The sequence below is a fragment of the Hydrocarboniphaga sp. genome (assembly GCF_965279055.1).
Lineage (GTDB): Bacteria > Pseudomonadota > Gammaproteobacteria > Nevskiales > Nevskiaceae > Hydrocarboniphaga.
Map to the genome: position 1 here is coordinate 234,805 of NZ_OZ257125.1, position 25,821 is coordinate 260,625.

24 protein-coding genes are annotated in these 25,821 nt (G+C 67.1%); 15 read left to right on the forward strand and 9 right to left on the reverse strand.

All coding sequences use genetic code 11. From position 1 onward, the window contains the following. Positions 1-67: 67 nt before the first annotated feature. The 5 genes from ACQZF9_RS01130 to hutI are packed head-to-tail and all read right to left on the reverse strand — an operon-like array spanning position 68 to position 4,675. Positions 68-676, reverse strand: a complete 609-nt coding sequence (locus tag ACQZF9_RS01130) for a HutD/Ves family protein (protein WP_428311442.1) — start codon at positions 674-676, stop codon at positions 68-70. Then, positions 676-2,343 (reverse strand): urocanate hydratase, encoded by a 1,668-nt coding sequence (hutU, locus tag ACQZF9_RS01135; protein WP_428311443.1) that lies wholly within the window; start codon positions 2,341-2,343, stop codon positions 676-678. Before hutU ends, ACQZF9_RS01130 begins: the two co-directional genes overlap by 1 nt. Before the next feature lie 15 nt (positions 2,344-2,358). Then, positions 2,359-3,186 carry an N-formylglutamate deformylase gene (gene hutG / locus ACQZF9_RS01140; protein WP_428313492.1) on the reverse strand — a complete coding sequence of 276 codons (828 nt, stop codon included), beginning with the start codon at positions 3,184-3,186 and terminating at the stop codon, positions 2,359-2,361. Beyond that, positions 3,183-3,443, reverse strand: coding sequence for a hypothetical protein (locus ACQZF9_RS01145; RefSeq protein WP_428311444.1), 261 nt, complete (start codon positions 3,441-3,443; stop codon positions 3,183-3,185). The genes hutG and ACQZF9_RS01145 overlap by 4 nt, the downstream gene beginning before the upstream one ends. Then, on the reverse strand, positions 3,440-4,675 hold the full coding sequence (gene hutI, locus ACQZF9_RS01150; RefSeq protein ID WP_428311445.1) for an imidazolonepropionase: 1,236 nt from the start codon (positions 4,673-4,675) through the stop codon (positions 3,440-3,442). Before hutI ends, ACQZF9_RS01145 begins: the two co-directional genes overlap by 4 nt. Before the next feature lie 106 nt (positions 4,676-4,781). Here hutI and ACQZF9_RS01155 point away from each other — a divergent pair, with 106 nt between their 5' ends. The 9 genes from ACQZF9_RS01155 (at position 4,782) to ACQZF9_RS01195 (ending at position 14,141) form a co-directional block, all read left to right on the forward strand. Then, positions 4,782-6,137 carry a formimidoylglutamate deiminase gene (locus tag ACQZF9_RS01155; protein ID WP_428311446.1) on the forward strand — a complete coding sequence of 452 codons (1,356 nt, stop codon included), beginning with the start codon at positions 4,782-4,784 and terminating at the stop codon, positions 6,135-6,137. Continuing rightward, positions 6,134-6,931, forward strand: coding sequence for a histidine utilization repressor (gene hutC / locus ACQZF9_RS01160; protein WP_428311447.1), 798 nt, complete (start codon positions 6,134-6,136; stop codon positions 6,929-6,931). Before ACQZF9_RS01155 ends, hutC begins: the two co-directional genes overlap by 4 nt. Before the next feature lie 16 nt (positions 6,932-6,947). Next, the gene (locus ACQZF9_RS01165) at positions 6,948-7,148 is read left to right on the forward strand and encodes a hypothetical protein (RefSeq protein ID WP_428311448.1); all 201 of its coding nucleotides are present in this window, start codon (positions 6,948-6,950) and stop codon (positions 7,146-7,148) included. 112 nt (positions 7,149-7,260) lie between these two features. Then, positions 7,261-8,049, forward strand: a complete 789-nt coding sequence (locus ACQZF9_RS01170) for an enoyl-CoA hydratase-related protein (RefSeq protein ID WP_428311449.1) — start codon at positions 7,261-7,263, stop codon at positions 8,047-8,049. Beyond that, positions 8,034-8,729 carry a TetR/AcrR family transcriptional regulator gene (locus tag ACQZF9_RS01175; RefSeq protein WP_428311450.1) on the forward strand — a complete coding sequence of 232 codons (696 nt, stop codon included), beginning with the start codon at positions 8,034-8,036 and terminating at the stop codon, positions 8,727-8,729. Before ACQZF9_RS01170 ends, ACQZF9_RS01175 begins: the two co-directional genes overlap by 16 nt. Continuing rightward, complete coding sequence (locus tag ACQZF9_RS01180; protein WP_428311451.1) at positions 8,726-10,228, forward strand: acetyl-CoA carboxylase biotin carboxylase subunit; 1,503 nt, start codon at positions 8,726-8,728, stop codon at positions 10,226-10,228. Before ACQZF9_RS01175 ends, ACQZF9_RS01180 begins: the two co-directional genes overlap by 4 nt. Positions 10,229-10,322: 94 nt before the next feature. Next, positions 10,323-10,823 (forward strand): acetyl-CoA carboxylase biotin carboxyl carrier protein subunit, encoded by a 501-nt coding sequence (locus ACQZF9_RS01185; RefSeq protein WP_428311452.1) that lies wholly within the window; start codon positions 10,323-10,325, stop codon positions 10,821-10,823. Positions 10,824-10,827: 4 nt separating this feature from the next. Further along, a complete protein-coding gene (locus ACQZF9_RS01190; RefSeq protein ID WP_428311453.1) occupies positions 10,828-12,435 on the forward strand; it encodes an acyl-CoA carboxylase subunit beta in 1,608 nt (535 codons plus the stop codon). A gap of 182 nt (positions 12,436-12,617) precedes the next feature. Continuing rightward, entirely contained in the window at positions 12,618-14,141 is a 1,524-nt protein-coding gene (locus ACQZF9_RS01195) for a tannase/feruloyl esterase family alpha/beta hydrolase (protein ID WP_428311454.1), read from the forward strand. Positions 14,142-14,324: 183 nt separating this feature from the next. Here ACQZF9_RS01195 and ACQZF9_RS01200 read toward each other — a convergent pair whose 3' ends face one another. Both ACQZF9_RS01200 and ACQZF9_RS01205 read right to left on the reverse strand, forming a co-directional pair. After that, on the reverse strand, positions 14,325-14,495 hold the full coding sequence (locus tag ACQZF9_RS01200; RefSeq protein WP_428311455.1) for a hypothetical protein: 171 nt from the start codon (positions 14,493-14,495) through the stop codon (positions 14,325-14,327). A gap of 192 nt (positions 14,496-14,687) precedes the next feature. Continuing rightward, positions 14,688-15,677 (reverse strand): lysylphosphatidylglycerol synthase domain-containing protein, encoded by a 990-nt coding sequence (locus ACQZF9_RS01205; protein WP_428311456.1) that lies wholly within the window; start codon positions 15,675-15,677, stop codon positions 14,688-14,690. An 81-nt stretch (positions 15,678-15,758) separates the two neighbouring features. On the opposite strand from ACQZF9_RS01205, the gene ACQZF9_RS01210 reads away from it, so the two are divergent. Further along, positions 15,759-16,757 (forward strand): hypothetical protein, encoded by a 999-nt coding sequence (locus ACQZF9_RS01210; protein WP_428311457.1) that lies wholly within the window; start codon positions 15,759-15,761, stop codon positions 16,755-16,757. Positions 16,758-16,848: 91 nt separating this feature from the next. On the opposite strand, the gene ACQZF9_RS01215 is transcribed toward ACQZF9_RS01210, so the two are convergent. After that, the gene (locus ACQZF9_RS01215) at positions 16,849-17,793 is read right to left on the reverse strand and encodes a methyltransferase (RefSeq protein ID WP_428311458.1); all 945 of its coding nucleotides are present in this window, start codon (positions 17,791-17,793) and stop codon (positions 16,849-16,851) included. A 111-nt stretch (positions 17,794-17,904) separates the two neighbouring features. On the opposite strand from ACQZF9_RS01215, the gene ACQZF9_RS01220 reads away from it, so the two are divergent. The 5 genes from ACQZF9_RS01220 (at position 17,905) to ACQZF9_RS01240 (ending at position 24,960) form a co-directional block, all read left to right on the forward strand. Next, complete coding sequence (locus ACQZF9_RS01220; RefSeq protein WP_428311459.1) at positions 17,905-18,810, forward strand: iron-containing redox enzyme family protein; 906 nt, start codon at positions 17,905-17,907, stop codon at positions 18,808-18,810. Positions 18,811-18,966: 156 nt separating this feature from the next. Beyond that, a complete protein-coding gene (locus ACQZF9_RS01225; RefSeq protein WP_428311460.1) occupies positions 18,967-19,839 on the forward strand; it encodes an alpha/beta hydrolase in 873 nt (290 codons plus the stop codon). Between the two features lie 22 nt (positions 19,840-19,861). Beyond that, positions 19,862-21,739, forward strand: a complete 1,878-nt coding sequence (locus ACQZF9_RS01230; RefSeq protein ID WP_428311461.1) for a propionyl-CoA synthetase — start codon at positions 19,862-19,864, stop codon at positions 21,737-21,739. A gap of 303 nt (positions 21,740-22,042) precedes the next feature. Beyond that, positions 22,043-23,911: a DUF1302 domain-containing protein gene (locus ACQZF9_RS01235; RefSeq protein ID WP_428311462.1), complete on the forward strand. Its 1,869-nt coding sequence runs from the start codon at positions 22,043-22,045 to the stop codon at positions 23,909-23,911. A 74-nt stretch (positions 23,912-23,985) separates the two neighbouring features. Further along, positions 23,986-24,960, forward strand: a complete 975-nt coding sequence (locus ACQZF9_RS01240; RefSeq protein WP_428311463.1) for a flavin reductase — start codon at positions 23,986-23,988, stop codon at positions 24,958-24,960. Positions 24,961-25,101: 141 nt separating this feature from the next. Here ACQZF9_RS01240 and ACQZF9_RS01245 read toward each other — a convergent pair whose 3' ends face one another. Continuing rightward, entirely contained in the window at positions 25,102-25,806 is a 705-nt protein-coding gene (locus ACQZF9_RS01245) for an EthD domain-containing protein (protein ID WP_428311464.1), read from the reverse strand. Positions 25,807-25,821 lie beyond the last annotated feature (15 nt).

Consider the following 25,821-nt stretch of genomic DNA (forward strand, 5'->3'; position numbering starts at 1 on the left):
TCGTCGAGGCCTTGCCGCAGGCATGAGGTTGACCCTCTCTCCCGTTGCGGGAGAGCAAGGGCCACGGTCATTTCGCTTCGAGAAAGACCTGATAAATCATCGCGTCAGCGGAGGCCGCGCTGAGCCTGAGCGGCGTCGGCCCAGGCTCGCGCAGCAGCAGCGCGTCACGCGCATCGAGCTGCCATTGTGCGCCGTCGATGTCGCAGCGCACGCCGCCATTTCCGCACAACAACAGCAGCAGCGGCGACTTCAGCGTGAATTCCGACGGCTGCGCGCCGAGCGGCAGGCGATGAACGCGGTGACGATAAGTATCCCGCCGCGTCATCACGTTCAGATCGGTGATCGGCCCATTCAGCAGGCGTGCCTGCAGCGCGACGTCGGCAGCGAACGACAGCGGCGCGCTGTCGATCGTCACCGTGCGCACATCGCCGCTGCCGAAATCCAGCTCCATGCCTGCGCCGTCGAGTATGCACAGCGTTCTGTCGATGCCGGCGAACAGTGAAAACGGCCCGTGCTGCGCGACCACCGCCATGCTGATGCGCCAATCCATCGTGTCCAGCGTCGCATCCGCCGGCGAGACGGCGATCTCCAGCGTCTCTCCGCCGCCGTTCTTCCACCGCATGCGCCGGTGCGCGGCGGCGCGCAGGACTTCCACGCCGTCGCGCGTCGCCGTCATCAGCGCTCGATGCTCGGCAGATCCAGGCCGCGCTGCTTCGCGCAGTCGATCGCGATGTCGTAGCCGGCGTCGGCGTGACGCATGACACCGGTGGCCGGGTCGTTCCACAGCACGCGCGCCAGGCGCGCGTCGGCTTCCGGTGTGCCGTCGCAGACGATGACCATGCCCGAGTGCTGCGAGAAGCCCATGCCGACGCCGCCGCCATGATGCAGGCTGACCCAGGTGGCGCCGCTGGCGCAGTTCAGCAGCGCGTTCAGCAGCGGCCAGTCGGACACTGCATCCGAGCCATCCTGCATGGATTCGGTTTCGCGGTTCGGCGAGGCCACCGAGCCCGAGTCCAGGTGATCGCGGCCGATCACGATCGGCGCCTTCAGTTCACCCGAAGCGACCATTGCATTGAACGCGCGGCCTAGGCGATCGCGATCCCCCAGGCCGACCCAGCAGATGCGCGCCGGCAGGCCCTGGAACTTGATGCGCTCGCGCGCCATGTCCAGCCAGTTGTGCAGGTGCGGGTCGTCCGGGATCAGCTCCTTCACTTTCTGGTCGGTCTTGTAGATGTCTTCCGGATCACCAGACAGCGCGACCCAGCGGAACGGGCCGACGCCGCGGCAGAACAGCGGCCGTATGTAGGCCGGCACGAAGCCCGGAAACGCGAACGCGTCGGCGACGCCGCGATCCAGCGCAACCTGGCGGATGTTGTTGCCGTAGTCGAACGTCGGGATGCCCAGTGCGTGGAATGCCAGCATCGCCTTCACGTGCACCGCCATCGCCGCCTTGGCCGCTTCGGAAACCGCGGCCGGATCGCTGACGCGGCGCGCATCCCATTCCGCTACGGTCCAGCCCTGCGGCAGGTAGCCGTTGACCGGATCGTGTGCCGAAGTCTGGTCGGTGACCGCGTCGGGCTTGACCCCGCGCTGCAGCAACTGCGGCAGCACGTCGGCGGCGTTGCCGAGCAGCGCCACCGAAATCGCCTTGCCGGTTTTCTTCGCGTCGTCGAGGATCGCCAGCGCTTCGTCGATATCCTTCGCGCAGACGTCGACATAGCCGGTGCGCAGGCGGAAATCGATGCTGCTCTGGCGGCATTCGATCGCCAGGCAGCTGGCACCGGCCATTGTCGCCGCCAACGGCTGCGCGCCGCCCATGCCGCCGAGGCCGGCGGTCAGGATCCAGCGGCCCTTCAGGCTGCCGCCGTAATGGCGCCGGCCGAGTTCGACGAAGGTTTCGTAGGTGCCCTGGACGATGCCCTGCGAGCCGATGTAGATCCACGAGCCCGCGGTCATCTGGCCGTACATCATCAGGCCCTTGCGATCGAGTTCGTTGAAGTGCTCCCAGTGCGCCCAGTGCGGCACCAGGTTGGAATTGGCGATCAGCACGCGCGGTGCATCGCGGTGTGTGCGGAATACGCCGACCGGCTTGCCGGACTGCACGACCAGCGTCTGATCGTCTTCGAGGCGGCGCAGCGCCGCGACGATGCGATCGTAGCTATCCCAGTCACGCGCGGCGCGGCCGATGCCGCCGTAGACCACCAGCTCCTCGGGGCGTTCGGCGACGTCGGGGTCGAGGTTGTTCATCAGCATGCGCAGCGGCGCTTCGGTCAGCCAGCTCCTGGCGCTGAGCGTGCTGCCATGCGGCGCGCGGATGACGCGGGTCTTGTCGATTCGGTTCATCGGGAAATACCGGTTTCAGCCCTGCGGGCTCTGAGCAAAAGTGATGCAGCGTGCAAGCACGGTTTCAAGAACGCTGCGCAGCGGCGCTGCGTAGTCGGGGTCGAATTGCGGCGGCCAGTTGTCCGCCGATACCGCATCAGGTTCGCGCAGATAGCCGCGACAGGCCAGCTCCATCTGCAGCGCATGCAAGCCTTGATCCGGGCGGCCGAAGCAGCGTGTGATGTAGCCGCCCTTGAAGCGGCCGTTGAGCACGTGGCCCAGGCCGGAGTCGGCGCAGGCGGCCACCGCGGCGGCGCTCAGCGCCACATCGCAGGACGCGCCGTCGTTGCTGCCGAGATTGAACTGCGGCAGCTGGCCGTCGAACAGCCGCGGAATACGCGAGCGGATCGAATGGCAGTCGTAGATCACCACGCGCGGATGCAGCCGGCGCAAACGTGCCAGCTCGTCGCGCAGCGCCGCGTGATACGGATCGAAATAATGCAGACGGCGCTGCTCGATTTCGTCTGCGTCCAGCGGTCGTGTATCGCGGTACAGCGGCTCGCCGTCGAAAGTCGTGCTCGGGCACAGTTCGGTGGTCGCCATGCCTGGATACAGCGATTTTCCCGAAGGATCGCGATTGACGTCGATGACGCTGCGCGACACCGTGGTGCGCACGATGGTCGCGCCAAGCTGCGCCGCAAACGCGTACAGCTCGGGGATGAACCAGTCCGCGTCGCGACGCGCCAGCCACGGCGAGACGAAACGCGGCTCGTAGTCGAGCAGTTCGGTGCCCGAGTGCGGCATGCTCAGCAGCAGCGGCGCATTGCCGCGCGTGATCGACAGCCAGTGGCTCATCGCGTTCAGGCCGCCTGTCTCAGCAACGGCGGCAGCGGCTGCAGGCCAGCCGGTGCCAGGCCTTCGGCGGCGTCGATGCGCTGCCTGGCGAGCCCGCCGGTGCCGATGTCATGTACCGGCTCGCCGCGCGCGACGCTGCGCGACACCGCGGCGCTTTTTCCAAGCGCTTCGCGACACGAGGCGGCCGGCTTCGGCACCGCGCCGCAATAGACTGCGCGCCGCGCCACGAGCGTCGTCGCACCGGGTGTCAGAGTGATGGCGATCATCGACCCCTCCAGATTCGCGAGTGCAGCGGGTTGAATCCGATCCGGTAGACGAGCTCAGCCGGATCGTCGATGTTCCAGATGGCGAAGTCGGCGAACTTGCCGGACTCCAAGGTGCCGATGTCGCGCTCCATGCCCAGTGCCTGCGCCGCGTTGCGTGTCGCGCCGATCAGGCATTCCTCGACGGTCAGGCGGAATTGCGTCGCCGCCATGTTCATTGCCAGCAGCAGCGAGGTCAGTGGCGACGTGCCGGGATTGCAGTCGGTGGCCAGCGCGATCGCGGCGCCGTGGCGGCGCAGCAGTTCCACCGGCGGCGGCGTTTGCTCGCGCAGAAAGTAGTAGGCGCCCGGCAGCAGCACCGCGACGGTGCCGGCCTCGGCGAGTGCCTGCGCGCCGGCTTCGTCGGTGAATTCCAGATGGTCGGCCGACAGCGCGCGGTGCGTCGCCGCCAGGCGAGCGCCGTGCAGGTTGGACAATTGATCGGCATGCAGCCGCACGCGCAGGCCGAGCGCAGTGGCGGCTTCGAACACGCGCGTGATCTGCGCCGGCGAGAACGCGATGCTCTCGCAGAAACCGTCGACCGAATCGACCAGGCCTTCGGCGGCCAGCGCCGGCAGCATGTCGCCGATGACGAGGTCGATGTAAGCGTCGGCCTTGCCCGCCATTTCCGGCGGCAGCGCGTGCGCGCCGAGAAACGTGGTGTGCACGTGAATGCGGCGCAGCCGGCCGAGTTCGCGCGCCGCCTGCAGCATGCGCCGCTCGGTCTCCAGATCCAGGCCGTAGCCGGACTTGATCTCGATCGCGCCCAGGCCTTCGCCGATCAGCGCATCCAGCCGCGGCAGCGCGGCGTCGATCAGTTGCTGCAGCGTCGCGGCGCGCGTCGCACGCAAGGTCGACAGGATGCCGCCGCCGGCGACCGCGATGTCCTGATAGGTGGCGCCACGCAGGCGCATCTCGAATTCGGCGGCGCGATTGCCGGCATGCACCAGGTGCGTGTGGCAATCGACCAGGCCCGGCGTGATCCAGCGGCCTTCGCAATCGACAATCTCGCAGTCCTTGTCGATCGGCGGCAGTTCGCTGTGCGCGCCGGCAAACACGATCCGCTCGCCGCTGACCAGCACCGCGCCGTCGCGGACGATGCCGATGCCGGCAACACCGCCTGCCATGCTGGCGAGCCTGGCGTTGTGCCACAGGCGCTGCGACGCCGGTTTGCTGGGGGCTTCTATGCGGATCATCTGAGGGAAAATCGCCAGTCGCCATTCGGGCTGTTGAAGCCATAATGTATAGTCATATAATTCTGGAACGCAAGCACGTCGCCGTCGAAACTGGAGCTTGGAAACCATGACCGTCCTGTACGCCGAACAGCTGTTGACTGCCGACGGATGGCAGGCGTCGGCGCGTCTGCATTTGCACGGCGAGCGCATCGCGGCAATCGAGACCGGCGTGCCCGCGCAAGGCGGCGACGAACGCCATGCGCTGATCCTGCCGGCGATGCCGAATCTGCACAGTCACGCGTTTCAGCGCGGCATGGCGGGGCTGGCGGAAAAACGCGGTGCCGACGCCGACAATTTCTGGAGCTGGCGCGACACGATGTACCGCTTCGCATCGCGCATGAACCCCGGGCAGCTGCAGGCGGTGGCCGCGCAGGCCTATGTCGAAATGCTCGAATCCGGCTACGGCCGCGTCGGTGAATTCCATTATCTGCATCACGATGTCGACGGCCGGCGCTTTGCCGATCGCGCCGAGATGGCCGGCCGTATCGTCGCCGCGGCCGCCGACACCGGCATCGCGCTGAGCCTGCTGCCGGTGTTCTATGCGCAGGCCGCGTTCGGCGGCCAGCCGCCGAGCGCGGCGCAGGCGCGCTTCATCCACGACGTCGACGCCTATCAGCAGCTGATCGAGCGCTGCCGCGAGCTGGTCGCGGCGCTGCCGGCGGGCATCGTCGGCGTCGCGCCGCACAGCCTGCGCGCGGTGACGCCGCAACAGCTCGAGCAGATCGTCGGCCTGTTGCCCGGGGCGCCGGTCCACATCCATATCGCCGAGCAGCAGGGCGAGGTGCTCGACTGCCTGGCCTGGTCCGGTCAGCGCCCGGTTCAGTGGCTGCTCGAACATGCGCCGGTCGATGCGCGCTGGTGCCTGGTGCACGCCACGCACGTGGAGGCCGACGAAATCAGCGGCATCGCGCGTGCAGGCGCCACGGTCGGCCTGTGCCCGGTGACCGAGGCCAATCTGGGCGATGGCATTTTCCCCGCTGCGGAATTTCTGGTGGCCGGTGGTTGCTTCGGCATCGGCACCGACTCGAACGTGTGCATTGGTGTGTCCGGCGAACTGTCCCTGCTCGAATACACTCAACGGCTGTCGCGCAAGGTGCGTAACGTCGTCGGCCTGGGCTCGCATTCGACCGGCAGCGCGCTGTACCAGCGTGCCGTGGCCGGTGGTGCCGCGGCGCTCGGCGTGCCGGGCAGCGCGATCCAGGCCGGCAAGGCCGCCGATCTGGTCAGCCTGGCGGTGCACGAGCCGGCGATGATCGGCCGCAGTGGCGATGCGCTGATCGACTCCTGGCTGTTTGCCAGTGTTGCCGGCATTGTCGACTGCGTCTGGGTGGGCGGACGCAAGCAGGTCGAGAACGGAAGGCATCGGCGCCGCGATGAGATTCGAGCCGCTTATGGGAAAGCGATGAAGGAGTTGTGCGATTGAAGGAAAACAAAGGGGCTCTGCCGATCGGGAAAGGCAGGCCGGCGGCAGCGCGCAGTGAAGGCAAGCCGGAACCGGCGGCGACGTCGCTGCATCAGCGCATCCTCGGGGACATCCAGGGCTACATCCTGTCGGGCCAATGGGAGCCCGGGCGCAAGATTCCGGTCGAACACGAGCTGATGGAGCAGTACCGCTGCTCGCGGATGACGGTCAACAAGGCGCTGACGCAGCTGGCGCGCGCCGGCATCATCGTGCGCCGCCGCAAGGTCGGCAGCTTCGTCGGCAAGCCGCACTCCCAGTCCGCGGTGCTGTCGATCCCGGACATCAAGACCGAAGTCGACGCGCTGGGCCTGCCGTATCGCTTCGAAGTGCTGGAGCGCCGCCGCCGCCGCGCCACGCGCGACGATCGCGCGCTGCTCGGCGCCGACGAGGCCGTGCCGCTGCTGGAGCTGGTGTGCCGGCATTTCGCCAAGGACCAGCCGTTCTGCATCGAATACCGGCTGATCAACCTGCAGGCCGTGGCCGGCGCTGCGACCGAAACCTTCGCGGAGATTTCGCCGGGCGCCTGGCTGCTGCGCCAGGTGCCATGGAACATGGCCGAGCACCGCATCCGCGCCGCCGGCGCCGAGCCCGAAGTGGCGGCGCGGCTGAAAGTCAAAACCGGCAGCCCCTGCCTGATCGTCGAGCGCACCACGCGCAACAAGACCATTCCGGTCACGTTCGTGCGGCTGACCTATCCGGGCAATCTTCACGAGCTGGTGGCGACGTTCACGACGCTGTCTTCCGCGGCGGCCTGATCGCGGCACGCCGCCGGTGTTTTTCCATCACCCAGCGGCGGGTCGCAATCCGGCCTATGGCGGCGATCGGCAAGCAAGACGCAGAGGAGACGAGATCGTCTCCGCCACACCGCTGATCGACGTCCCGCTGGTGCTGCTGTTGCTGCTGATCATCACCATGCCGATGCGGACACACGCCGTCATCGGTCTCGTCGGCCACGAGCAGTCGATGCAGTAGCGGCACAAGTCGGTTTCGCCCGAACGGGTGAGGCGGACTCACCAGCGGCACAACAGACTGCCGGCGACCTGATGCAGTGCGTCGCCGGGCGGCGGCGCCGACGAGGAGCCGCATGTCTGACAAGCCCGTGCTGATCGAGCGCCGCGATGCGGTGCTGTGGATCACCTTGAACCGCGAGGAGCGCCGCAACGCGCTCAACGAAGAGGTCGTGCGCACGATCGACGCCGCGCTGGTCGAGGCCATGGCCAGCGGCAGCGTGCGTGCGGTGGTGCTGACCGGCGCCGGCGACAAGGCCTTTTGTGCCGGCGCCGATCTCGCCAGCAATCAGGGCAAGGGTGCGGTGTTCGCGGTGGATTTCTCGCGGCCGCAGCACTACATCGTGGAGCTGTTCAAGCGGCTGGAGGACTGCACGCTGCCGGTGATCGCGCGCGTCAATGGCCATGTGATGGCCGGCGGCTTCGGCCTGCTCTGCGCCTGCGACATGGCGATTGCCGCCGACGACATCCGCTTCGGCACCAGCGAGCCGAAAATCGGCATGACGCCGATGATGATCCTGCCGTACATGATGCGCCTGCTGCCGGCGCGGCAGCTGCAGGAGATGTGCATCACCGGCGAGGCTTTCGGTGCGCAGCAGCTGCTCGACTGGGGCGTGGTCAACTATCTGGTGCCGCGCGCCGAACTCGACAGCAAGCTGGACTGGCTGCTGGCGCGCATCGTCGACAAGAGCCCGACCGCGCTGAGGATCGGCAAGCAGGCCTTCCACGCGATGCGCGACATGGGTCTGCGCGAATCGCTGGACTACGCGCAGGTGATGGTGCCGGTGATGGCCAGCACCGAGGACGCGAAAGAGGGCATGGCCGCGTTCCAGCAGAAACGTGCCGCGCAATGGAGCGGCCGCTGATGCCGGCCGCGATCAGGCCGTTGCCGCGCGTCGCCGCGCCGCGACTGGCGCGCGAGCAGAGAGTCGACGAAATCCTGCATGCGGCGCGCGCGGTGTTCTGCGAGAAAGGCTATGAAGCCGCCGCGGTCGCCGAGATCGCGGCGCGCATCGGTGTTGTCGAAGGCACGATCTACAAGTATTTCTCGACCAAGCGCGAGCTGCTGCTGCGTACGCTGGAGAACTGGTACGACGAGCTGTTCGGCGATTACACGCGCGAGCTGGAATCGCTGAGCGGCGCGCGGGCCCGGCTGCAGTTACTGGTCTGGAAGCATCTGCGCTCGATCCGCGACTACCCGCAGCTGTGCCGGCTGATGTTTCGCGAGGTCGCGTCCGACCCGAACTATCGCGGCAGCCAGCTGCATGAACTCAACCGCCGCTATACGCAGGTGCTGATCGCGGTGATCGAGCAGGGCGTCGCCAGCGGCGAAATCCGCAGCGACATCGCGCCGCCGCTGTTGCGCGCGATGGTCTACGGCGGCATCGAGCACCACAGCCTGAACTACGTCTGCGGCCGCGGCGATCTGGATATCGACGCCATCGCCGCACAGATCGTGGCCCTGCTGTGCGAAGGCCTGGGTCCGCGTGAACGCGCCTCGCTGGCGCTGGTACGCGGTGGCATGGACAAAACGGGGCGCGCATGAGCGACCACAATATCAACACGGCCTGGCCGTTCGACACGGTGCTGGTCGCAAACCGCGGCGAAATCGCAGTGCGCGTGCTGCGCACGGTACACAAGCTCGGCCTGCGCGGGGTCGTCGTCTATCACGCGGCGGACCGCAACACGCTGGCGGTGTCGATGGCCGACCAGGCGATCGAAATCACCGGTGCGACGCCGGTCGCCGCCTACCTGGATCAGCAGCAGATTCTTGCGGCGGCCACGAGCAGCGGCGCCGGCGCGATCCATCCGGGCTACGGCTTTTTGTCCGAGAACACCGGCTTCGCTCGCGCGGTGGAGGCTGCGGGCCTGGTGTTCATCGGGCCCAAACCCGAGCAGATCGAGCTGATGGGCGACAAGGTGCGCGCGCGCAACTTCGTCGAAAAAGGCGGCTTCCCGGTGGCGCCCAGCGCGATCGAGGACGACGATCCGGCGAGCTTCGTCGAGCGTGCAAGAAAAGTCGGTACGCCGCTGCTGATCAAGCCCTCCGCCGGTGGCGGCGGCAAGGGCATGCGCATCGTCCGCGATCTGTCGCTGCTCGAAGCGGAGATCGAGCGGGCGCGCAGCGAGGGCCAGCGCTATTTCGGTGACGGCCGACTGTACGTCGAGCGCTACATCGAAAATCCGCGGCACATCGAGGTGCAGGTGCTAGGCGATGCCTATGGCAACGTCGTGCACGTGTTCGAACGCGAATGCTCGGTGCAGCGGCGCTTTCAGAAAATCGTCGAGGAGACACCGTCGCCAGCGTTGGACGAAGCGCTCCGCCAGAAGATCTGCGAGACCGCGGCCGGCATCGCGCGTTCGGCGGGTTATCGCAATGCCGGCACGGTCGAGTTCATTTTTGGCCAGCAGGGCGAGTTTTACTTCCTTGAAATGAACACGCGTCTGCAGGTCGAACATCCGGTGACCGAAGAAATCACCGGCCTGGATCTGGTACACGAGCAGCTGCGCGTCGCCGCCGGCGAGAAGCTGCGGCTTTCGCAGAGCGACATCCAATCGCGCGGCCACGCCATCGAGTTCCGCATCTATGCCGAAGATCCGGCGCGCGGCTACACGCCGACCACCGGCCCGGTGTTGCGCCTGCATCCGCCGCAGGGCGAGGGCGTGCGCTGGGACAGCGGCGTGGTCCAGGGCGGTGAAGTCACCAGCGCCTTCGATCCGATGATCGCCAAGCTGATCATCCGCGGCCGGGATCGCGGCGACGCGATCGCGCGTGCGGACAAGGCACTGCGCGACACCGTGCTGCTCGGCTGCAAGACCAACACCGCGTTCCTGCGCCGGCTGATCGCGCATCCGGCCTTCGTCGCCGGTGACGTGCACACCGGTTTTCTCGATGCCAATCCGCAGATCGCGGCCGAGCCGGAACTGGCAGTACCGGCCTTGCAGGCCTTGCTCGCCGCCGCGGCGATCAGCACCCGGCCGATGCGCGATGCCGCCGACGCGATCCCGGATCTGCATGCGGCGATCGGCAGCTGGAGCAATTGAATTGCAACTGTAGGAGCGGGCTTGCCCGCGACTGTGCACTTCAAGCAGAAGGTCGCGGGCAAGCCCGCTCCTACAGGCTGAACTAGGAGAGACGATGCACCACGCTTTCAAGCTCGGCGAAGCCGAGCACAACGTCGAGCTGTCGCGCGCACCGGGCCGCTATCGGCTGCATGTCGGCGACAGCACGATCGCGGTCAATCTCGCCGACACCGCCGATGGCCGCAGCTGGCTGACGATAGCCGATCGCCATGTCGAAGTCGTCGTCGCCACGCGCGGCGACGACGTCTACGTGCACTACGACGGCGAGGCCTACCAGCTGCAGTATCGCCATCCGCTCGACCGGCTCGCCGCCAGCGCCGGCGGTTCGGCCGACGATCAGCTGCGTGCGCCGATGCCGGGCAGCATCGTCGCGGTGCAGGTCGGCGCCGGCGACGCGGTCGTCAAAGGCCAGACCTTGCTGGTGATGGAGAGCATGAAGATGGAGACCCTGATCACCGCACCGCGTGACGGCGTGATCGACGCGATCGCGTTCGAGAAAGGCCAGACTTTCGATCGCGATGCCTTGCTGGTCACGCTGAAGAAGGCCGACGCCTGACGCCATGAAACGCATCGAATCCAAGCTCAATACCGCCTCGGCCGAGTTCCTCGCCAACGCCGCGCACAATCGCAAGCTCGCTGCAGACTTCAAGGACAAGCAGCGCGCTGCACGCCACGACAGGCCGCAACGCGACATCGACCGGCTGCGTGACCAGAACAAGCTGCTGGTGCGCGAACGCATCCAGCAGCTGCTCGATCCGGGCACACCGTTTCTGGAGCTGTCGTCGCTGGCCGCGAACGAGTCCTACGACGGCGAAGTGCCGGGCGCGGCCTGTGTCACCGGCATCGGCATCGTCTCCGGCCGCGAAGTCGTCATCAATGCTGGCGACGCCTCGGTCAAGGGCGGCGCCTGGTATCCGCTGACGGTGAAGAAGACCGTGCGCGCGCTCGATATCGCCATCGAAAACCGCCTGCCGGTGGTGCATCTCTGCGATTCCGCCGGCGGCTTTCTGCCCGCGCAGGCGGATCTGTTCGCCGACAAGTATTACGCCGGCCGCATCTTCCGCAATCAATGCATGCTGTCGAAGATAGGCGTGCAGCAGGTTGCCGTCGTGCTCGGCCATTGCACCGCCGGCGGCGCCTACGTGCCGGGTCTGTCCGACTACAACGTGATCGTGCGCGGCACCGGCGCGATCTTTCTCGCCGGCCCGCCGCTGGTGAAAGCCGCGACCGGCGAGGACGTCACCGTCGACGAACTCGGCGGCGCCGACATGCATACCAGCGTCTCCGGCACGGCGGACTATCCGGCCAGCAGCGAGGAGGAGGCGATTGCCATCGCGCGTGACGTCGTCGCGCAGTTCCATCGCCAGGGCAAGACCAAAATCGAATGGCAGCCGCCCGAGGCGCCTTACTACGATCCGGACGAGCTGTACGGCGTGCTGCCGCGCGACATCAAGCAGGCTTTCGACATCCGTGAAGTGATCGCGCGCCTGGTCGACGGCTCGCGTTTCCACGAATACCAGCCGAACTACGGCAAGACCCTGATCTGCGGTTACGCACACCTGTGGGGTTACAAGGTCGGCATCCTCGGCAACAACGGCGTGCTGTTCAACGACAGCGCGCTCAAGGGCGCGCACTTCATCGAGCTGTGCAACCAGAACAAGACGCCGCTGATCTTCCTGCAGAACATCACCGGCTTCATGGTCGGCCGCGAATACGAGCGCCGCGGCATCACCAAGGACGGCGCCAAGATGCTGATGGCGGTGAGCTGCTCCGAGGTGCCGAAATTCACGGTGATGTGCAACGGCTCCTTCGGCGCCGGCAACTACGGCATGAGCGGCCGCGCCTTCGATTCGCGTTTCCTGTTCTCGTGGCCGCAGTCGCAGATTTCGGTGATGGGCGCAGAACAGGCCGCCAACGTGCTCGCCGACGTCAAGATCCGCCAGCTCGCCAAACAGGGCAAAAAGCTCAGCGCCGAGGACGTGGCGGCGATCCGCGATCCGGTACTCGGCGAGTTCAAGCGCAAGCAGAGCGCGTACTGGAGCACCTCGGAAATCTGGGACGACGGCATCCTGGCGCCGCCGGACACGCGCAACGCGCTCGGCATCGCGCTGTCGGCGGCGATGAACGCGCCGATCGGCGATCCGCGCTATGGTGTGTTCCGGATGTAGCGAGGCTTCATTCTCGGCCCAATTCTCGGCCCTGTAGGAGCGGACCCTGTCCGCGACTCACGCTCCGAGGGCACAGTCGCGGACAGGGTCCGCTCCTACAGTGGCGGCGACCAGAGCCGCTGGCGTCGCCGACGCGGCACGTGCCTTGCTGCCGGTTTGGCATCGGTCATGGAGGTTGTGCCATGCAAGGGATTGCCCGTTTCGCTGCTTTTGCGCTGTGCCTGATCGCCGTCTGCAGGCCGGTACACGCCGCCGGCGACTGCGCCGCGCTGGCCAATCTGCCACTCGACGGCGCCACGATCACCGCCGCCGAGGCGATCCCGGCCGGCACGTTCACGACACCGCCGCAGATTTCGCTGCCGTCCAAGACCTACACGGTACCGGCGTTCTGCCGCGTCGCGCTGACGATCGCGCCGTCGGCGCTGACCGAAGTCTGGCTGCCGGCCGACACCTGGAACACGCTGCTCGGCGGCTGGGGCAATGGCGGCAGCACCGGCGTGGTGATGTATGACGCGATGTCGCAGTCGCTCAACGGCGGCTATGCGACGGTGTCGTCGGACCTGGGCCATCAAAGCACCGGCGAGGACGTCAGCTGGGCCAACGGCCGGCCCGATCTGGTCGAGGACTTCGGCTATCGCATCACCCATCAGATGACGCTGATCGCCAAGCAGCTGATCCTCGCCTACTACGGCACACCGCAGACGCGCGCGTATTTCACTGGCTACTCCGCCGGCGGCCGCCAGGCGCTGATGGAGGCGAGTCGCTATCCGGAAGACTACGACGGCATCATTTCCGGCGCGCCCGCGCAAAACTGGACGCGTCTGATGGCCGGCGCCGTCTGGCAATCGCTGGCGGTGCTGAAAGACGCGAGCCTGAAGAGCTATCCGAGCGCCGAGCAGGTCGGCGCACTGGCCAGCGCGGTGATCGCCAGCTGCGACGGCCTCGACGGACTGGTCGACAACCAGATCACCGATCCCAGCGCATGCAGTTACGATCCGGCGGAACTGTCCTGCGCCAACAGCAGCGCCAGCACCTGCCTGAGCAAGCAGCAGCTCAAGGCGATCCAGACGCTGTACAAGCCGCTGAAGAATTCCGCCGGCGACAAGCTCTATCCCGGCGTGATTCCGGGCAGCGAATACGAGTGGTCGTGCTCGTTCGTCGGCACCGCGCCGTACAACGGCTACAGCTACCTGCTGTCGCAGGAGTACTTCCAGAACATGGTCTACGAGACCACGAGCTGGGATTTCCGCAGCTTCAACGCCGACGTCGACGTGCCGTATGCCGACAGCAAGCTCGCCGACACGCTCAACGGCAGCTCGCCGGACCTGGACGCGTTCAAGGCGCGCGGCGGCAAGCTGCTGGTCTGGCATGGCTGGTCCGACGGACTGATCACGCCGCTGGCCACGGTGGACTACTACAACGCGCTGAAAAAGCGCTACGGCAAGAGCGCGCTCAACAGCTTCACCCGGCTGTACATGGTGCCGGCCGTCGGCCACTGCGGCGCCTACGGCCCGTCGGCTTTCGACACCCTGACGCCGCTGCGCAGCTGGGTCGAGCAGGGCACGGCACCCGGCTCGCTGCTGGCGCTGCAGGTCGACGGCAGCGGCGCGATCACGCGCACGCGGCCGCTGTGCCCGTATCCGAAGCAGGCGGTATACAAGGGCATCGGCAGCATCAACCTGGCGAAGAACTTCAGCTGCCAGTAGCTGCCATGCAGCGGCGCCGCCGGCCGCCCGGGCACAAAAAAGGCGGCCACTGGCCGCCTTGCGAACCCGCAAGCCGAAAACCGGCTTACTTGTTCTTCTTTTTCTCGATCTTCTCGGCCTTCTTTTCGGCCGGGGTCTTCAGCGGCTTTTTCTTCACTTCTTTCTTGCGGTCCTGGCTCTTGCTCATGAGGTCTGCTCCGGGGTGTCGCTGCTGGGGGGCTGCTGCTCGTCGCTGCCGTCGCCGCTCTCGCCGCTGCTGCCGCGCGCGAGCTTCTTCAGGCGCTTTTCTTCCTGCTGCTTGCTCTTTTTGAGTTCCCGCTGCCGCTTGTCGAATCCGTAATTGGGCTTGGCCATGTTCGCTCCGTAGTTGGCACTAGTTTAGAGGATTGTGCCGTGGGCGTTTTTCGCTCAAACCCAGTCCGCTCACCCAGCCCTGCCCGCCTGCGCGGAGGGCCTCGTCTTTGCCAGGCCTTCAGGCTGGCATTGTCGATGACGAAGCGATACTTGAAGTCGCTGCGCTGCATGCGCGGCCCGCGCGGCGAGTCGCTAGGCTTTGCCCGCCCCGGGGCCGCTGCGCTCCAGCAACGGCCAGCTCAGCAGCGCCGGCACGCCGAACAGCAGATCGCGCAGGCGCTTGCACAGCGACAAGGCTATCGCCTGATCCGGCGACAGCCCGAGCAGCGGTGCGACCATCAGCAGCGCCGCCTCCTGCACGCCGAGCCCGGCCGGCATCACGAACAGCAGATGCCGCGCTGCCTGCACCGCGGCCTCCAGCGACAGCGCGGTCAGCAGGTCCACTGGATGACCGAGCAGCCGCAGCGCGATCCAGTTTTCGAAGGCGCCGAGCACGAGCCCGGAAAATTCCCAGGCGGCCGCGGCCAGCAGCACGCGCGGTTGCCGCAGGTAGCCGCGGACATGGCGATCGAGCGCCGCGCCGTCGAGCGCCAGCCGGCGCTGCAGGCCGTCGCCGACGATGCGGTTCAACAGCCGCTGCCCGCGTTCGAACAGGCGGCCATGGCGCAGGCCCAGCAGCAGTACCAGCGGCAGCGGCGCGCCCAGCAGCAGGCCGACGCCGATGCGGTGCGCCAGTGGTGACGCGCCCGGCTGCAACAGCAGCAGGCCGAAGCCGAGCAGTGCGAACAGCAGCTGGTTGCCGATCGCCAGCAGCAGCTGCAGCACGATGCCGGCGGTGACCGCCGCGCCGTCGAGACCGCGGCGCATCGCCAGGCGTATGCCGATCAGCTCGCCGCCGACGCTGGCCAGCGGCAGCAGCCGCGCGAACGCCTCGCGTATCGCCGAGGCCCAGAACAGGAACGGCAGCCGCGCACGGCCCTCGCGATCGTGTGGCGCGACCAGCGCGCGCCAGCCGGCCGCGTCGAGCAGCAGCGGCAGCGCATGAAACGGCACCAGCAGCAACAGCGGCCAGCCGGCCTGCCGCAACAGCCTCAGGATGTCGTCCAGGCCGTGCCGCTGCGCCAGCCAGACGATTGCGGCCAGGCCCAGCAGCGCCGCACAGTAGGAGGCGGCCTTCACCATCGCCGGGAGCGGCTCATCGCCAAGCAGAGCATCAACACCGATTCACGCGCCTTTCTCGAAAAGCTGCCGAAGTGGGCGATCGTGATCCTGCCGGTGACACATTGGCTGCTGATGAGCCTGCGCCATCGCGCGGTGGTGCTGCCGTCCTGCGCGAACCCGCGCATCGCCTCGGGCGGCCTGGTCGGCGAAGGCAAGACCGAATACTTCGCGAGCATGGGCGAACGCGCCCGCGCCGCGACCGCGCGCAACGGCTCGTTCGTCGTGCAGGCGGCGAGCATCGATGCAGACGCGAGCGCGTGCATGCAGCAGGCCGGCATCGCCTTCCCGATCATCGCCAAGCCCGACATCGGCTGGTGCGGCTTCGGCGTGCGCCGTATCGACGACCGCCAGCAGCTGCGCGATTACCTCGGCGCGTTTCCGAAAGGTGAGCGCGTGCTGCTGCAGGCCTACGTCGCCGACGCCGGTGAAGCCGGCGTGTTCTACGTGCGCGAGCCCGGCGCGGTGCAGGGCCGCGTGCTCGGCGTCGCGTTGCGGTATTTCCCGCAAGTCACCGGCGACGGTGTGCACACGCTGGCCGAGCTGATCGCCGGCGACACGCGGCTGCAGCGCCTGCACGATCCGCTGCACCGCTCGCGTGTCGATCTGTCGCGTGTCGCCGCAGCCGGTGAAGTCGTGCGGCTGGCGACGATAGGCTCGACCCGCGTCGGTGGCCTGTATCGCGACGGCCAGGCGCTGATCACGCCGCAGCTGGGCGCCGCGATCGATGCAATCGCGCGCGACATGGACGAGTTTCATTTCGGCCGCTTCGATCTGCGCTATGCCAGCGAGGCGGCGCTGATGCGCGGCGAAGGCTTCACCATCATCGAAGTCAACGGCGCCGGTTCCGAGGCGATCGAAGCCTGGGACCCGGCGACGCGGCCGCTCGCGGCGATGCGCAAGATCATGGCCAAGCAGGCGCTGCTGTTCCGCATCGCCGCCGCCAATCGCCGGCGCGGTTTCAGGCCGCTGGGCCTGCGCGCGCTGGCGCGTCTGCATTTCAACCAGCAACGGCTGATACGGCTGTATCCGCCGTCGAACTGATTCGACGATGGTGCAACTCAAGCCCGTTCTTCCCGGATAGCGGCGCAGCATGCCCGCAACAGCGCGGGCTGGTCGGGAGGAACGCAGGGCGCTAAGCATCGCGTTCGACGACCAGCCCGATCGCCGCGATCCGATCCGTCTGCGCATACACCGGCCGTTCCAGTTCCTCGCCGAACACATCGGGATCGAGTTCGCGATAACTCCAGCGGCAGTCATGCGCATCCAGCAGCGCACGCAGCTCCAGCAGAAACGGATCGACGCCGTCGACGATGGCGACGCCGGTATACAGCAGCAGCCGACCGTCGGGTGCGAGCCGCTCGCAGGCCTCGCGCGCGATGCGCAGGCTCAGCGCGCGGCCGAGGTCGGCGCCGCCGTCGCGGTAGGCGCGCTGCTGATCGTCGGCGAGATACGGCGGGTTGCAGATCAGCAGATCGAAGTCGCTGTCGGCACCGGCCAGCACGTCGCTGAGCAGCGTCTGCATGGCAAAGCCGGCATGAGCTGCATTGATCGCCGCCAGCGCCAAAGCGCGAGGATTGATGTCGGTCAGCAGCCAGTCCGATCCGGGCAGCAGGCTCGCGGCGGCGATCGCGCCGGCACCGCTGCCGCAGCCGATATCGGCGCAGCGCAGCCCGGGCCTGGCTGCCGGCAGATGCGCGGCGACGAACTGCGCGAAGCGATACGTGTCCGGGCCGAAGAACACCGAGTCCGCGGCCAGCGTCGGATAGGCCGAGTGCAGCAGCAGCGCATCGCCGAGCGATGACACGCGCAGCGCGCTGCGATACGCGCCAGCCCGCTGCTGCTGCAGCATCAGACCGGCGTCGTGCATCGTCGCCCGCAGTTCTTCATCGAGTGCGTCGGCAACGAACTCGCGATTCCAGCCGAACACCTCGTTCAGCGCGCGGCTGGCATCGTGACCCTGGCGCAGATGATCCCGGGCGAGCACACGCGCATGCGTCAGCGGCGTCGTCGTGACAAAGCGATACTCGCGCCGTTTCAGCAGCTGCAGCAGTTTCAGCAGGGCGTCGTTGTGTTGCATGCGCGCATTGTGCAAGGTAAAGGCCCGCGACGGTGTTCAGGGGATGATCAGACGCCAGCGCCCAGCATGCGGTCCGATCGACAGAACAGCCGAACACCACGAGAGTTGAACATGCGCGAACAATTCGCCAGCTGGACCGCCCACCAGGTCGCGCCCCGAGCGCTGAGTCCCCGCGAGCTGCATCTGCGGCTGGCAGCGTTCAATGCAAGGCGGCTGCGGCCGGCCTTGCCGGGCAGCGACTGGCGCCAGGAGCTGCGCGCCGATCTGCAGATCAGCGAACTCGAAGGCGATTACATCGAGTCTTCGCGTCTGTCGATCGCGCCGCTGCTGACGGAGCTGCCAACCGACGTCGACGGTTTCATGCAGTGGTTCGAAGGCCTGCGCGAAACCGGCCCGGGCCAGCACGATGCGCTGTTCCCCTGGCTCGCCGAGCAGGCGACGATGCCGCAGATGCGCTGGTTCCTGACCCAGGAAATCGGCGGTGAAGCCGGCTTCGACGATCTGGTCGCGTTGACCCAGGTGCGGCTGCCGACTCAGGCCAAGCTCGAGCTGGCGCGCAATTACTGGGACGAAATGGGCCGCGGTCGCGAAGACGGCATGCATGGGCCGATGCTGGATCAGGTCGCGCAGCAGCTCGATCTGCAGGCGCGGCCGGAAACCACGGTCTGGGAGTCGCTGGCGCTGGCCAACCTGATGGCGGCGATCGCGGCGACGCGGCGCTATGCCTACCTGTCGGTCGGCGCGCTCGGCGTGGTCGAACTGACCGCACCGGGCCGCGTCGCGCTGGTCAACGAAGGCCTGCGCCGGCTCGGCGTTTCCGCCGAAGGCCGGCGTTATTTCCAGCTGCACGCCGGGCTCGACGTGCGCCATTCCGAGGCCTGGAATCGCGAGGCGATACGGCCGCTGGTCAGTGCCGATCCGGCGCTGATGCGGCCGATCGCCGAGGGCGCGCTGCTGCGGCTGCGCTGCGGCGCGGCCTGCTTCGAGCGTTATCGTCGCGAACTGGGCGTGGACTGAAACAGCCGCCGCATTCGCAGCTACCTCAACGGGTAGGGTGACACCGGGACAGCCGCTCTAGACTCTGGCGCATCGTAGCCCGGGTAAAACCCGAGGCCGTGTTGTCCCGGGTTTCACCCGGGCTACACTCGGGTACGTCCCCAGGAATCGCCACCCATGTCAGCCCGTTCGCGCCTGTTGCTCAGCCTGCTGCTGCTCTGCGAAATCCCGCTTGCCGGCGCGTTTTCGTTGCCGTTCTCCAACAACGATCCGCTCAAGGACGTGCCCAAGGTCAGCACCGGCGCGGCAACTGCGCAGGTGCTCGGCCAGACGTTCACGATCGAATCGAAGATCCTGAAAGAGACGTGGCGCATCAACGTCTATACGCCGCCGGCCTGCGCCAGCGTCGCCTGCCCGGCGCTGTACATGGCCGACGGCGGCATCAACGAGGACTTCATCCACATCGCCGGCCTGGTGCAGGTCGGCACCAGCAACAACACGATGCGGCCGTTCCTGCTGGTCGGTGTCGAAAATACCGAGCGCCGCCGCGATCTGACGCCGCCCACCGACGTCGCCGAAGACCGGCGCATCGCGCCGCGCGTCGGCGGCTCGGCGCTGTTTCGCCAGTTTTTCCGCGACGAACTCAAGCTCGCGATCCAGGCGCGCTACAACACGACACAGGAGAGCGCGATCGTCGGCGAGTCGCTGGCCGGGCTGTTCATCGTCGAGACCCTGCTGGTCGAGCCCAAGCTGTTCGACACCTACATCGCGATCAGCCCCAGCCTGTGGTGGAACGACCAGGCGCTGCCGAAAGCCACTGCCGCGGCCATGAAGGCGCATCCCGATCTGCGCGCCACGCTGTACCTGAGCCAGGGCAGCGACAGCAGCGAGCGGCCGGGCATGGACGCGCTGGTCGCGGCGCTGAAAGCCAGCGCGCCGGCCGGCCTGAGCTGGCGCTACGAGCCGATGCCGAACGAAACCCACGGCACGATTTTCCACCCGGCCGCGATGGCGGCGTTTCGCCAACTGTTCGCGCCGAAGGCGCCATGATCTGAATAACCAGGGGCGGTCCATGTCCAAGCTGCAGCAGGAACACACACGCTCGCTCGCCGACCCCGAAGCCTTCTGGGCCGAACAGGCGCAGCGGCTGCATTGGGACCAGCCCTGGGAGCGCGTGCTCGACGCCCGCGATGCGCCGCTGTATCGCTGGTTCCCGGGCGCCGCGTTCAACACCTGCTACAACGCGCTGGATCGTCATGTCGAAGCCGGGCGCGGCGCGCAGACCGCGCTGATCTACGACAGCCCGGTGACGTCGACCCGGCAGAGCTTCACTTACCGCGAGCTGCTGACGCGGGTCGAGAAAACCGCCGGCATGCTGCTGGCGCACGGCGTGCGCCAAGGCGATCGCGTGGTGATCTATCTGCCGATGGTGCCGGAGTGCGCGATCGCGATGCTCGCCTGCGCGCGCATCGGCGCGGTGCATTGCGTGGTGTTCGGCGGCTTCGCCGCGCCGGAGCTGGCCAAGCGCATCGACGCCGCGCAGCCGCGGCTGATCCTGAGCGCGAGTTGCGGCATCGAGCCCGGCCGCATCGTCGAATACAAGCCGCTGCTCGACCAGGCGCTGCAGCAGGCGGCGCACAAGGTCGATGCCTGCATCGTGCTGCAAAGATCGCAATGTGTCGCGACGCTGCAAGCCGGCCGCGATCACGACTGGCGTCAAGCCGAGGCGGCTGCGACACCGGCCGGCTGCGCGCGCATCAAGGCCACCGATCCGCTGTATGTGCTCTACACCTCGGGCACCACCGGCAAGCCCAAGGGCGTGGTGCGCGATCACGGCGGCCACGCGGTCGCGTTGCTGTATTCGATGCGCGCGGTCTACGACGCCGGCATCGGCGACGTGTTCTGGGCGGCCTCGGATTGCGGCTGGGTCGTCGGCCATTCCTACATCGTCTACGGCCCGCTGCTGGCCGGCTGCACGACGGTGTTCTACGAGGGCAAGCCGGTCGGCACACCGGACGCGGGTGCGTTCTGGCGCGTGATTTCCGAATATCGCGTCAAGGCCTTCTTCACCGCGCCGACCGCGTTCCGTGCGATCAAGAAGGAAGATCCGCGTGGCGAGCTGCTGGCGCACTACGATCTGAGCTGCCTGAAAGCGCTGTATCTGGCCGGCGAACGCTGCGACCCCGACACCGTGCTGTGGGCGCAGGCGATGCTCAAGGTGCCGGTGGTCGATCACTGGTGGCAGACCGAGCTCGGCTGGCCGGCGATCGCCAACTGCATCGGCATCGAGCCGCAGACGGTGAAGCCGGGTTCGGCGAGCCTGCCGGTGCCGGGCTTCGATCTGCAGGTGCTCGACGAATCCGGCGCGCGCCTGCCGGCCGGCGACATCGGCAACCTGGTGATCAAGCTGCCGCTGCCGCCGGGCACGCTCGCCAGCCTGTGGAACGACGAGGCCGGTTATCGCGAGAATTACCTGTCGCGCTATCCCGGCTATTACCTCGCCGGCGACGCCGCGATCGTCGACGACGACGGCTATTTCTGGGTGATGTCGCGCATCGACGATCTGATCAATGTCGCCGGCCATCGTCTGTCGACCGGCGCGATGGAGGAGATCCTGTCGGCCCATCCGGACGTCGCCGAATGCGCGGTGATCGGCGTCGCCGATGCGCTGAAAGGGCAGTTGCCGGTCGGCCTGGTCGTGCTCAAGTCCGGCGTCACCCGCGCGCATGCCGATATCACGCGCGAGCTGATCGACAACGTGCGCGCCAGCATCGGCGCGGTCGCCGCGTTCAAGCAGGCGCTGATCGTGCCGCGGCTGCCGAAGACACGCAGCGGCAAGGTATTGCGCGCGACGATGCGCGCGATCGCCGACGGCCGCAGCGTCGCCGTGCCGGCGACCATCGACGACCCGAAGATCCTCGACGAGATCGCGGCGCTGCTGAAGCCGTAGCCCGGGTGCGATCCGGGTTCAACCCGGGCTACGCATTACAAACCAACTCCGTTCGTCCCGAGTAGCCTCGCATGCGAGGCGTATCGAGGGACCGGACCGCGATCGAGTCCCTCGATACGTCGCTGAAGCGACTACTCGGGACGAACGCAGGGCGGTGAGGTCATTGCACCCACACCCTGCTAGTCAATTCGGGTGAGGCTGCACGCCTGCGATAACCCTAGCTTACGCCTACAAAAATAGAGCACCGCATCAGCGGGCGATACGGAGAGTGCGATGGCCGGTTTTGCTAAGGGGAGTGCCGCTTTGAAAACATCCAGAACGACGATGGCGATCGCGGCCGCGGTGCTGTGGGCGCCGCAGGCGCTGGCGGAATTCCACTTCTGGGGCATCGACGGCGACAGCCAGCTGTCGGCCACTTATTCGACCGCGATCCGTGTCGAGAAGCCCAGCGACGGCATCATCAATCCGCCGCCGCCGCCGGAGATTCCGGTCGCCGACTTCCTGAAAGTCTCGCAGTTCAACTACGACGACGGCGATCAGAACTTCAACAAGGGCTCGCTGATCAACAATCGCCTGACGTTCCTCGGCGAACTCAATTTCAGCAAGGACGACTACGGCCTGGTGCTGCGCGGCGACGCCTTCTACGACCGCGCCTATCGCAAGCGCAACGACAACAACTCGCCGGACACGATCAACAAGCTCGAAGGGCCGACCAACCAGTTCACCGACGACGCCCGCTATCGCGACGGCCGCCGCGCGCGCCTGCTCGACGCCTACGTCTACGGCTCCTGGTATATGGGCGAGGAAACGGCGCTGAACGTGCGCCTCGGCCGGCATATCGCCGCCTACGGCGAAAGCCTGTTTTTCAGCGGCATTTCGTTCGCGCAGGCGCCGGCGGATGCGACCAAGGCGGCGGTGCCGGGCGCCGACGTCAAGAGCATCCTGCTGCCGGTCAACCAGATTTCGGCGCAGCTGTCGCTCAACGACAAGCTCAGCTTCGTCGGCCAGTACAAGCTCGAGTTCAAGCCCACCGAACTCAATCCGGTCGGCGAATATTTCTCGCCGGCCGACGTCGTCGGCCCCGGCGCGGAATTCATTTACGGCCTGCGTAACCCGCTGTATTTCGCCAACTACCAGAACACCAACCTGCTGTCGACGGACACTCTGCAGCTGCTGCAGACCGCGACCGGCTTCCTCGGCGTGCAGCTGCCGGCCGGGGCCGCGCTGTCGGGCCTGCTGACCGCGCTCGACGGCGTGCTGCCGAACATCCCGATCCCGGTCGGCCAGATCCCGCAGCCGGGCCAGCCGCAGTACATCAACGTGACGCGCGAGCACGACATCAAGCCCAGCGACTTCGGCCAGTACAGCGTCGGCGTCAAGTACCAGGTGACGCCGACCACCAATATCGGCGCCTTCCGCCTGCGCTATCACGACACCAATCCGTCGCCGGTGCAGAACTACGGCAGCGCGCCGCTGCTGGTCGGGCCCAACGGCACGCCGATCATCAGCACTGGCCAGCTCGGCCTGCTGGTGCCGGTGACCTACAACATCCGCTACTTCGACGGCGTCGACATGACCGCCTTGAGCATGACCACCTCGCTGTTCGGCGCGAACATCGGCATGGACGTGACCTATCGCCAGGGCACGCCGGTGCTGGTCGACGCCGACGGCGGCATCCAGGGCCCGATCCCGACGCCGGTGCGCGGCGACGTCGGCCAGATCCAGTTCAGCGGCCTGTACACGATAGGGCCGGCTTTCTTCTGGGACACGCTGACCCTGGTCGGCGAGATCGGCTACAACAACGTGTTCTCGCACAACGAGGCCTGCGCCGCGACCGCCGACAGCTGCCGCATGGATCTGACCTACACCCGCGACGCCTCGGCGGTGCAGGGTCTCATCCTGATCGACAAGAAGAACGTGTTCCCGGCCTGGGACGCGACGATCCCGATCGTGCTCGGCGCGATGATCGACGGCCAGAGCTCGCTGCTGGCCGGCTTCGGCCAGCTCAACGGGCCCGGTGACTACCGCGCCAGCGTCGGCATCACCTTCACCCGGCTGCAGGCGCTGCAGCTCGGCGTCGCCTACAACGCCTACATCGGCTCGGCCGACTACAAGCTGCGGCCGTTCCAGGACCGCGACAACGTGTCGATGTCGGCCAAGTACAACTTCTGACCAGGCCTGATTGAGTGACGGATAAGCCCACGACCTCGGCTGCGCAGATCGCCCGTTCCATGCATGCTATGGAGATGAGCCAGACCGACACTTTCGATGCGGCGGAATTCCGCCGCGCGCTGGGCAGCTTTGCCACCGGCGTCACCATCATCACCACGCGCGATGCCGACGGCCACAACGTCGGCCTGACCGCCAACAGCTTCAACTCGGTATCGCTGAATCCGCCGCTGGTGCTGTGGAGCCTGGCCGAGAGCAGCAACAGCCTGCCGGCGTTCCGCAACGCCCAGCACTGGGCGGTGCACGTGCTCGCCGCCGACCAGGAGAGCCTGTCGACGCGCTTCGCCAAGCGCGGCGTCGACAAGTTCGCCGGTCTGGACTGCGAGACCGGCGTCGACGGCATTCCGCTGCTGCGCGGTTGTACCGCGCGCTTCGAATGCAGGACCGCGTTCCAGTACGAGGGCGGCGATCACGTGATCTTCGTCGGCCAGGTGCTGAACTTCGAGCGTGCCGAGTCGGCGCCGCTGGTGTTCCACAGCGGCCGCTATGCCGACGCGACGCGCCGCGACGGCAGCGCCAAGCCGCGCAACGCCTACCTGGCCGGCAGTTTCAACGAGGATTTTCTCGGCTATCTGCTCGGCCGCAGCCATCACCAGTTCTTCAGCAAGATCCGCTCGCACCTGGACGCCGAGGGCCTCAGCGACGAGGAGTTCTACCTGCTGTCGACGCTGACCTTGAAGCATGACCTGACCGCGACCGAACTCAGCACCGGCATGGCCGGCGTGCTCGACGACCACAGCGCGCCGGCCTTGCAGGCGCTGCTCAAGCGCGGCCTGGCGCAGGAGTTGGGCGAGGGCGGCGCCTTCGAGCTGACGCTGGAAGGCCGCGCCTGCGCGCTGCGCATCATCTCGGCGGCCAAGGCGGTCGAGCAGCAGTTGCTGGAGCGGCTGGGTCCGGGCGAGGGCGAGGTGTTGAAGTCGCTGCTGAATCGCCTGCTGTCGGCGACGGATGCGGGGGCTTCGGCGATCTGGCAGCAGGCGGCGGGTGACTGAGCGGTCCCTGCAAAACGTCTCCCCTCTCCCTTCGGGAGAGGGGCCAGGGGTGAGGGCCTTGCCGATCACAAACTGGGTTGTAACGGAGAGTCCCTCACCCGGCGCTACGCGCCACCCTCTCCCGGAGGGAGAGGGAAGACGCTACGAGATCCGATACTGACTCGTCGCGAGCACGTCCAGCGCGTCCATGTCGATGAAGCGCGCCACGCTGTCCATCATCCGCGCCAGATTGCGCTGGAACTTGTCGGCGTCGCCGACCGCGTCGAAGAACACCTGCGGATCGCTCATCGCCGCGGCCGGAAAGCACTCCTCGACGAAGGCATCGTAGTCCGGAGCATCGACCGTCAGCGCGCGCACGACGACATTCTGCACGTACTCGAACGTCGCCTGCGTTTCGATCGCCACCGGCGTATGCCGGTTGTGCCACAGGTCCAGCCACTGCGCCGGCGTCAGCCGCGCAGGGCGCTTCAACAGCGCGAGCTGCGCGAAACCGGTGGTGCGCTGACCGGAGGCCGACGCGAAGCGCGTGTTCACCAGCGGCTGCGACTCGGTCACCAGATACGCGGCGATGCGGTCGGCCTGTTGCCGCAAGGCATCGTCGACCGGCGCACGAAACGCGTCGATCGCCGAATCCAGCCAGACCTGCACCAGCGCATCCGGTGGCGAGGCCGAGGATGCGCGGCGGATACCGGCGGCAGGCGCCACCGCTTCGTCCTGCACGTTGAACTGCAGCGAGCGCACGCCGGCCAGGCCGCGCAGGGCCGGCAGACTCTGGCGCAGATGCGCGGCCCAGGCATGCTCGTCCAGACCCGGCTCGCGCCACAACAGATAGATGACTTTTTCCATGGCCGCGCTTAGGTT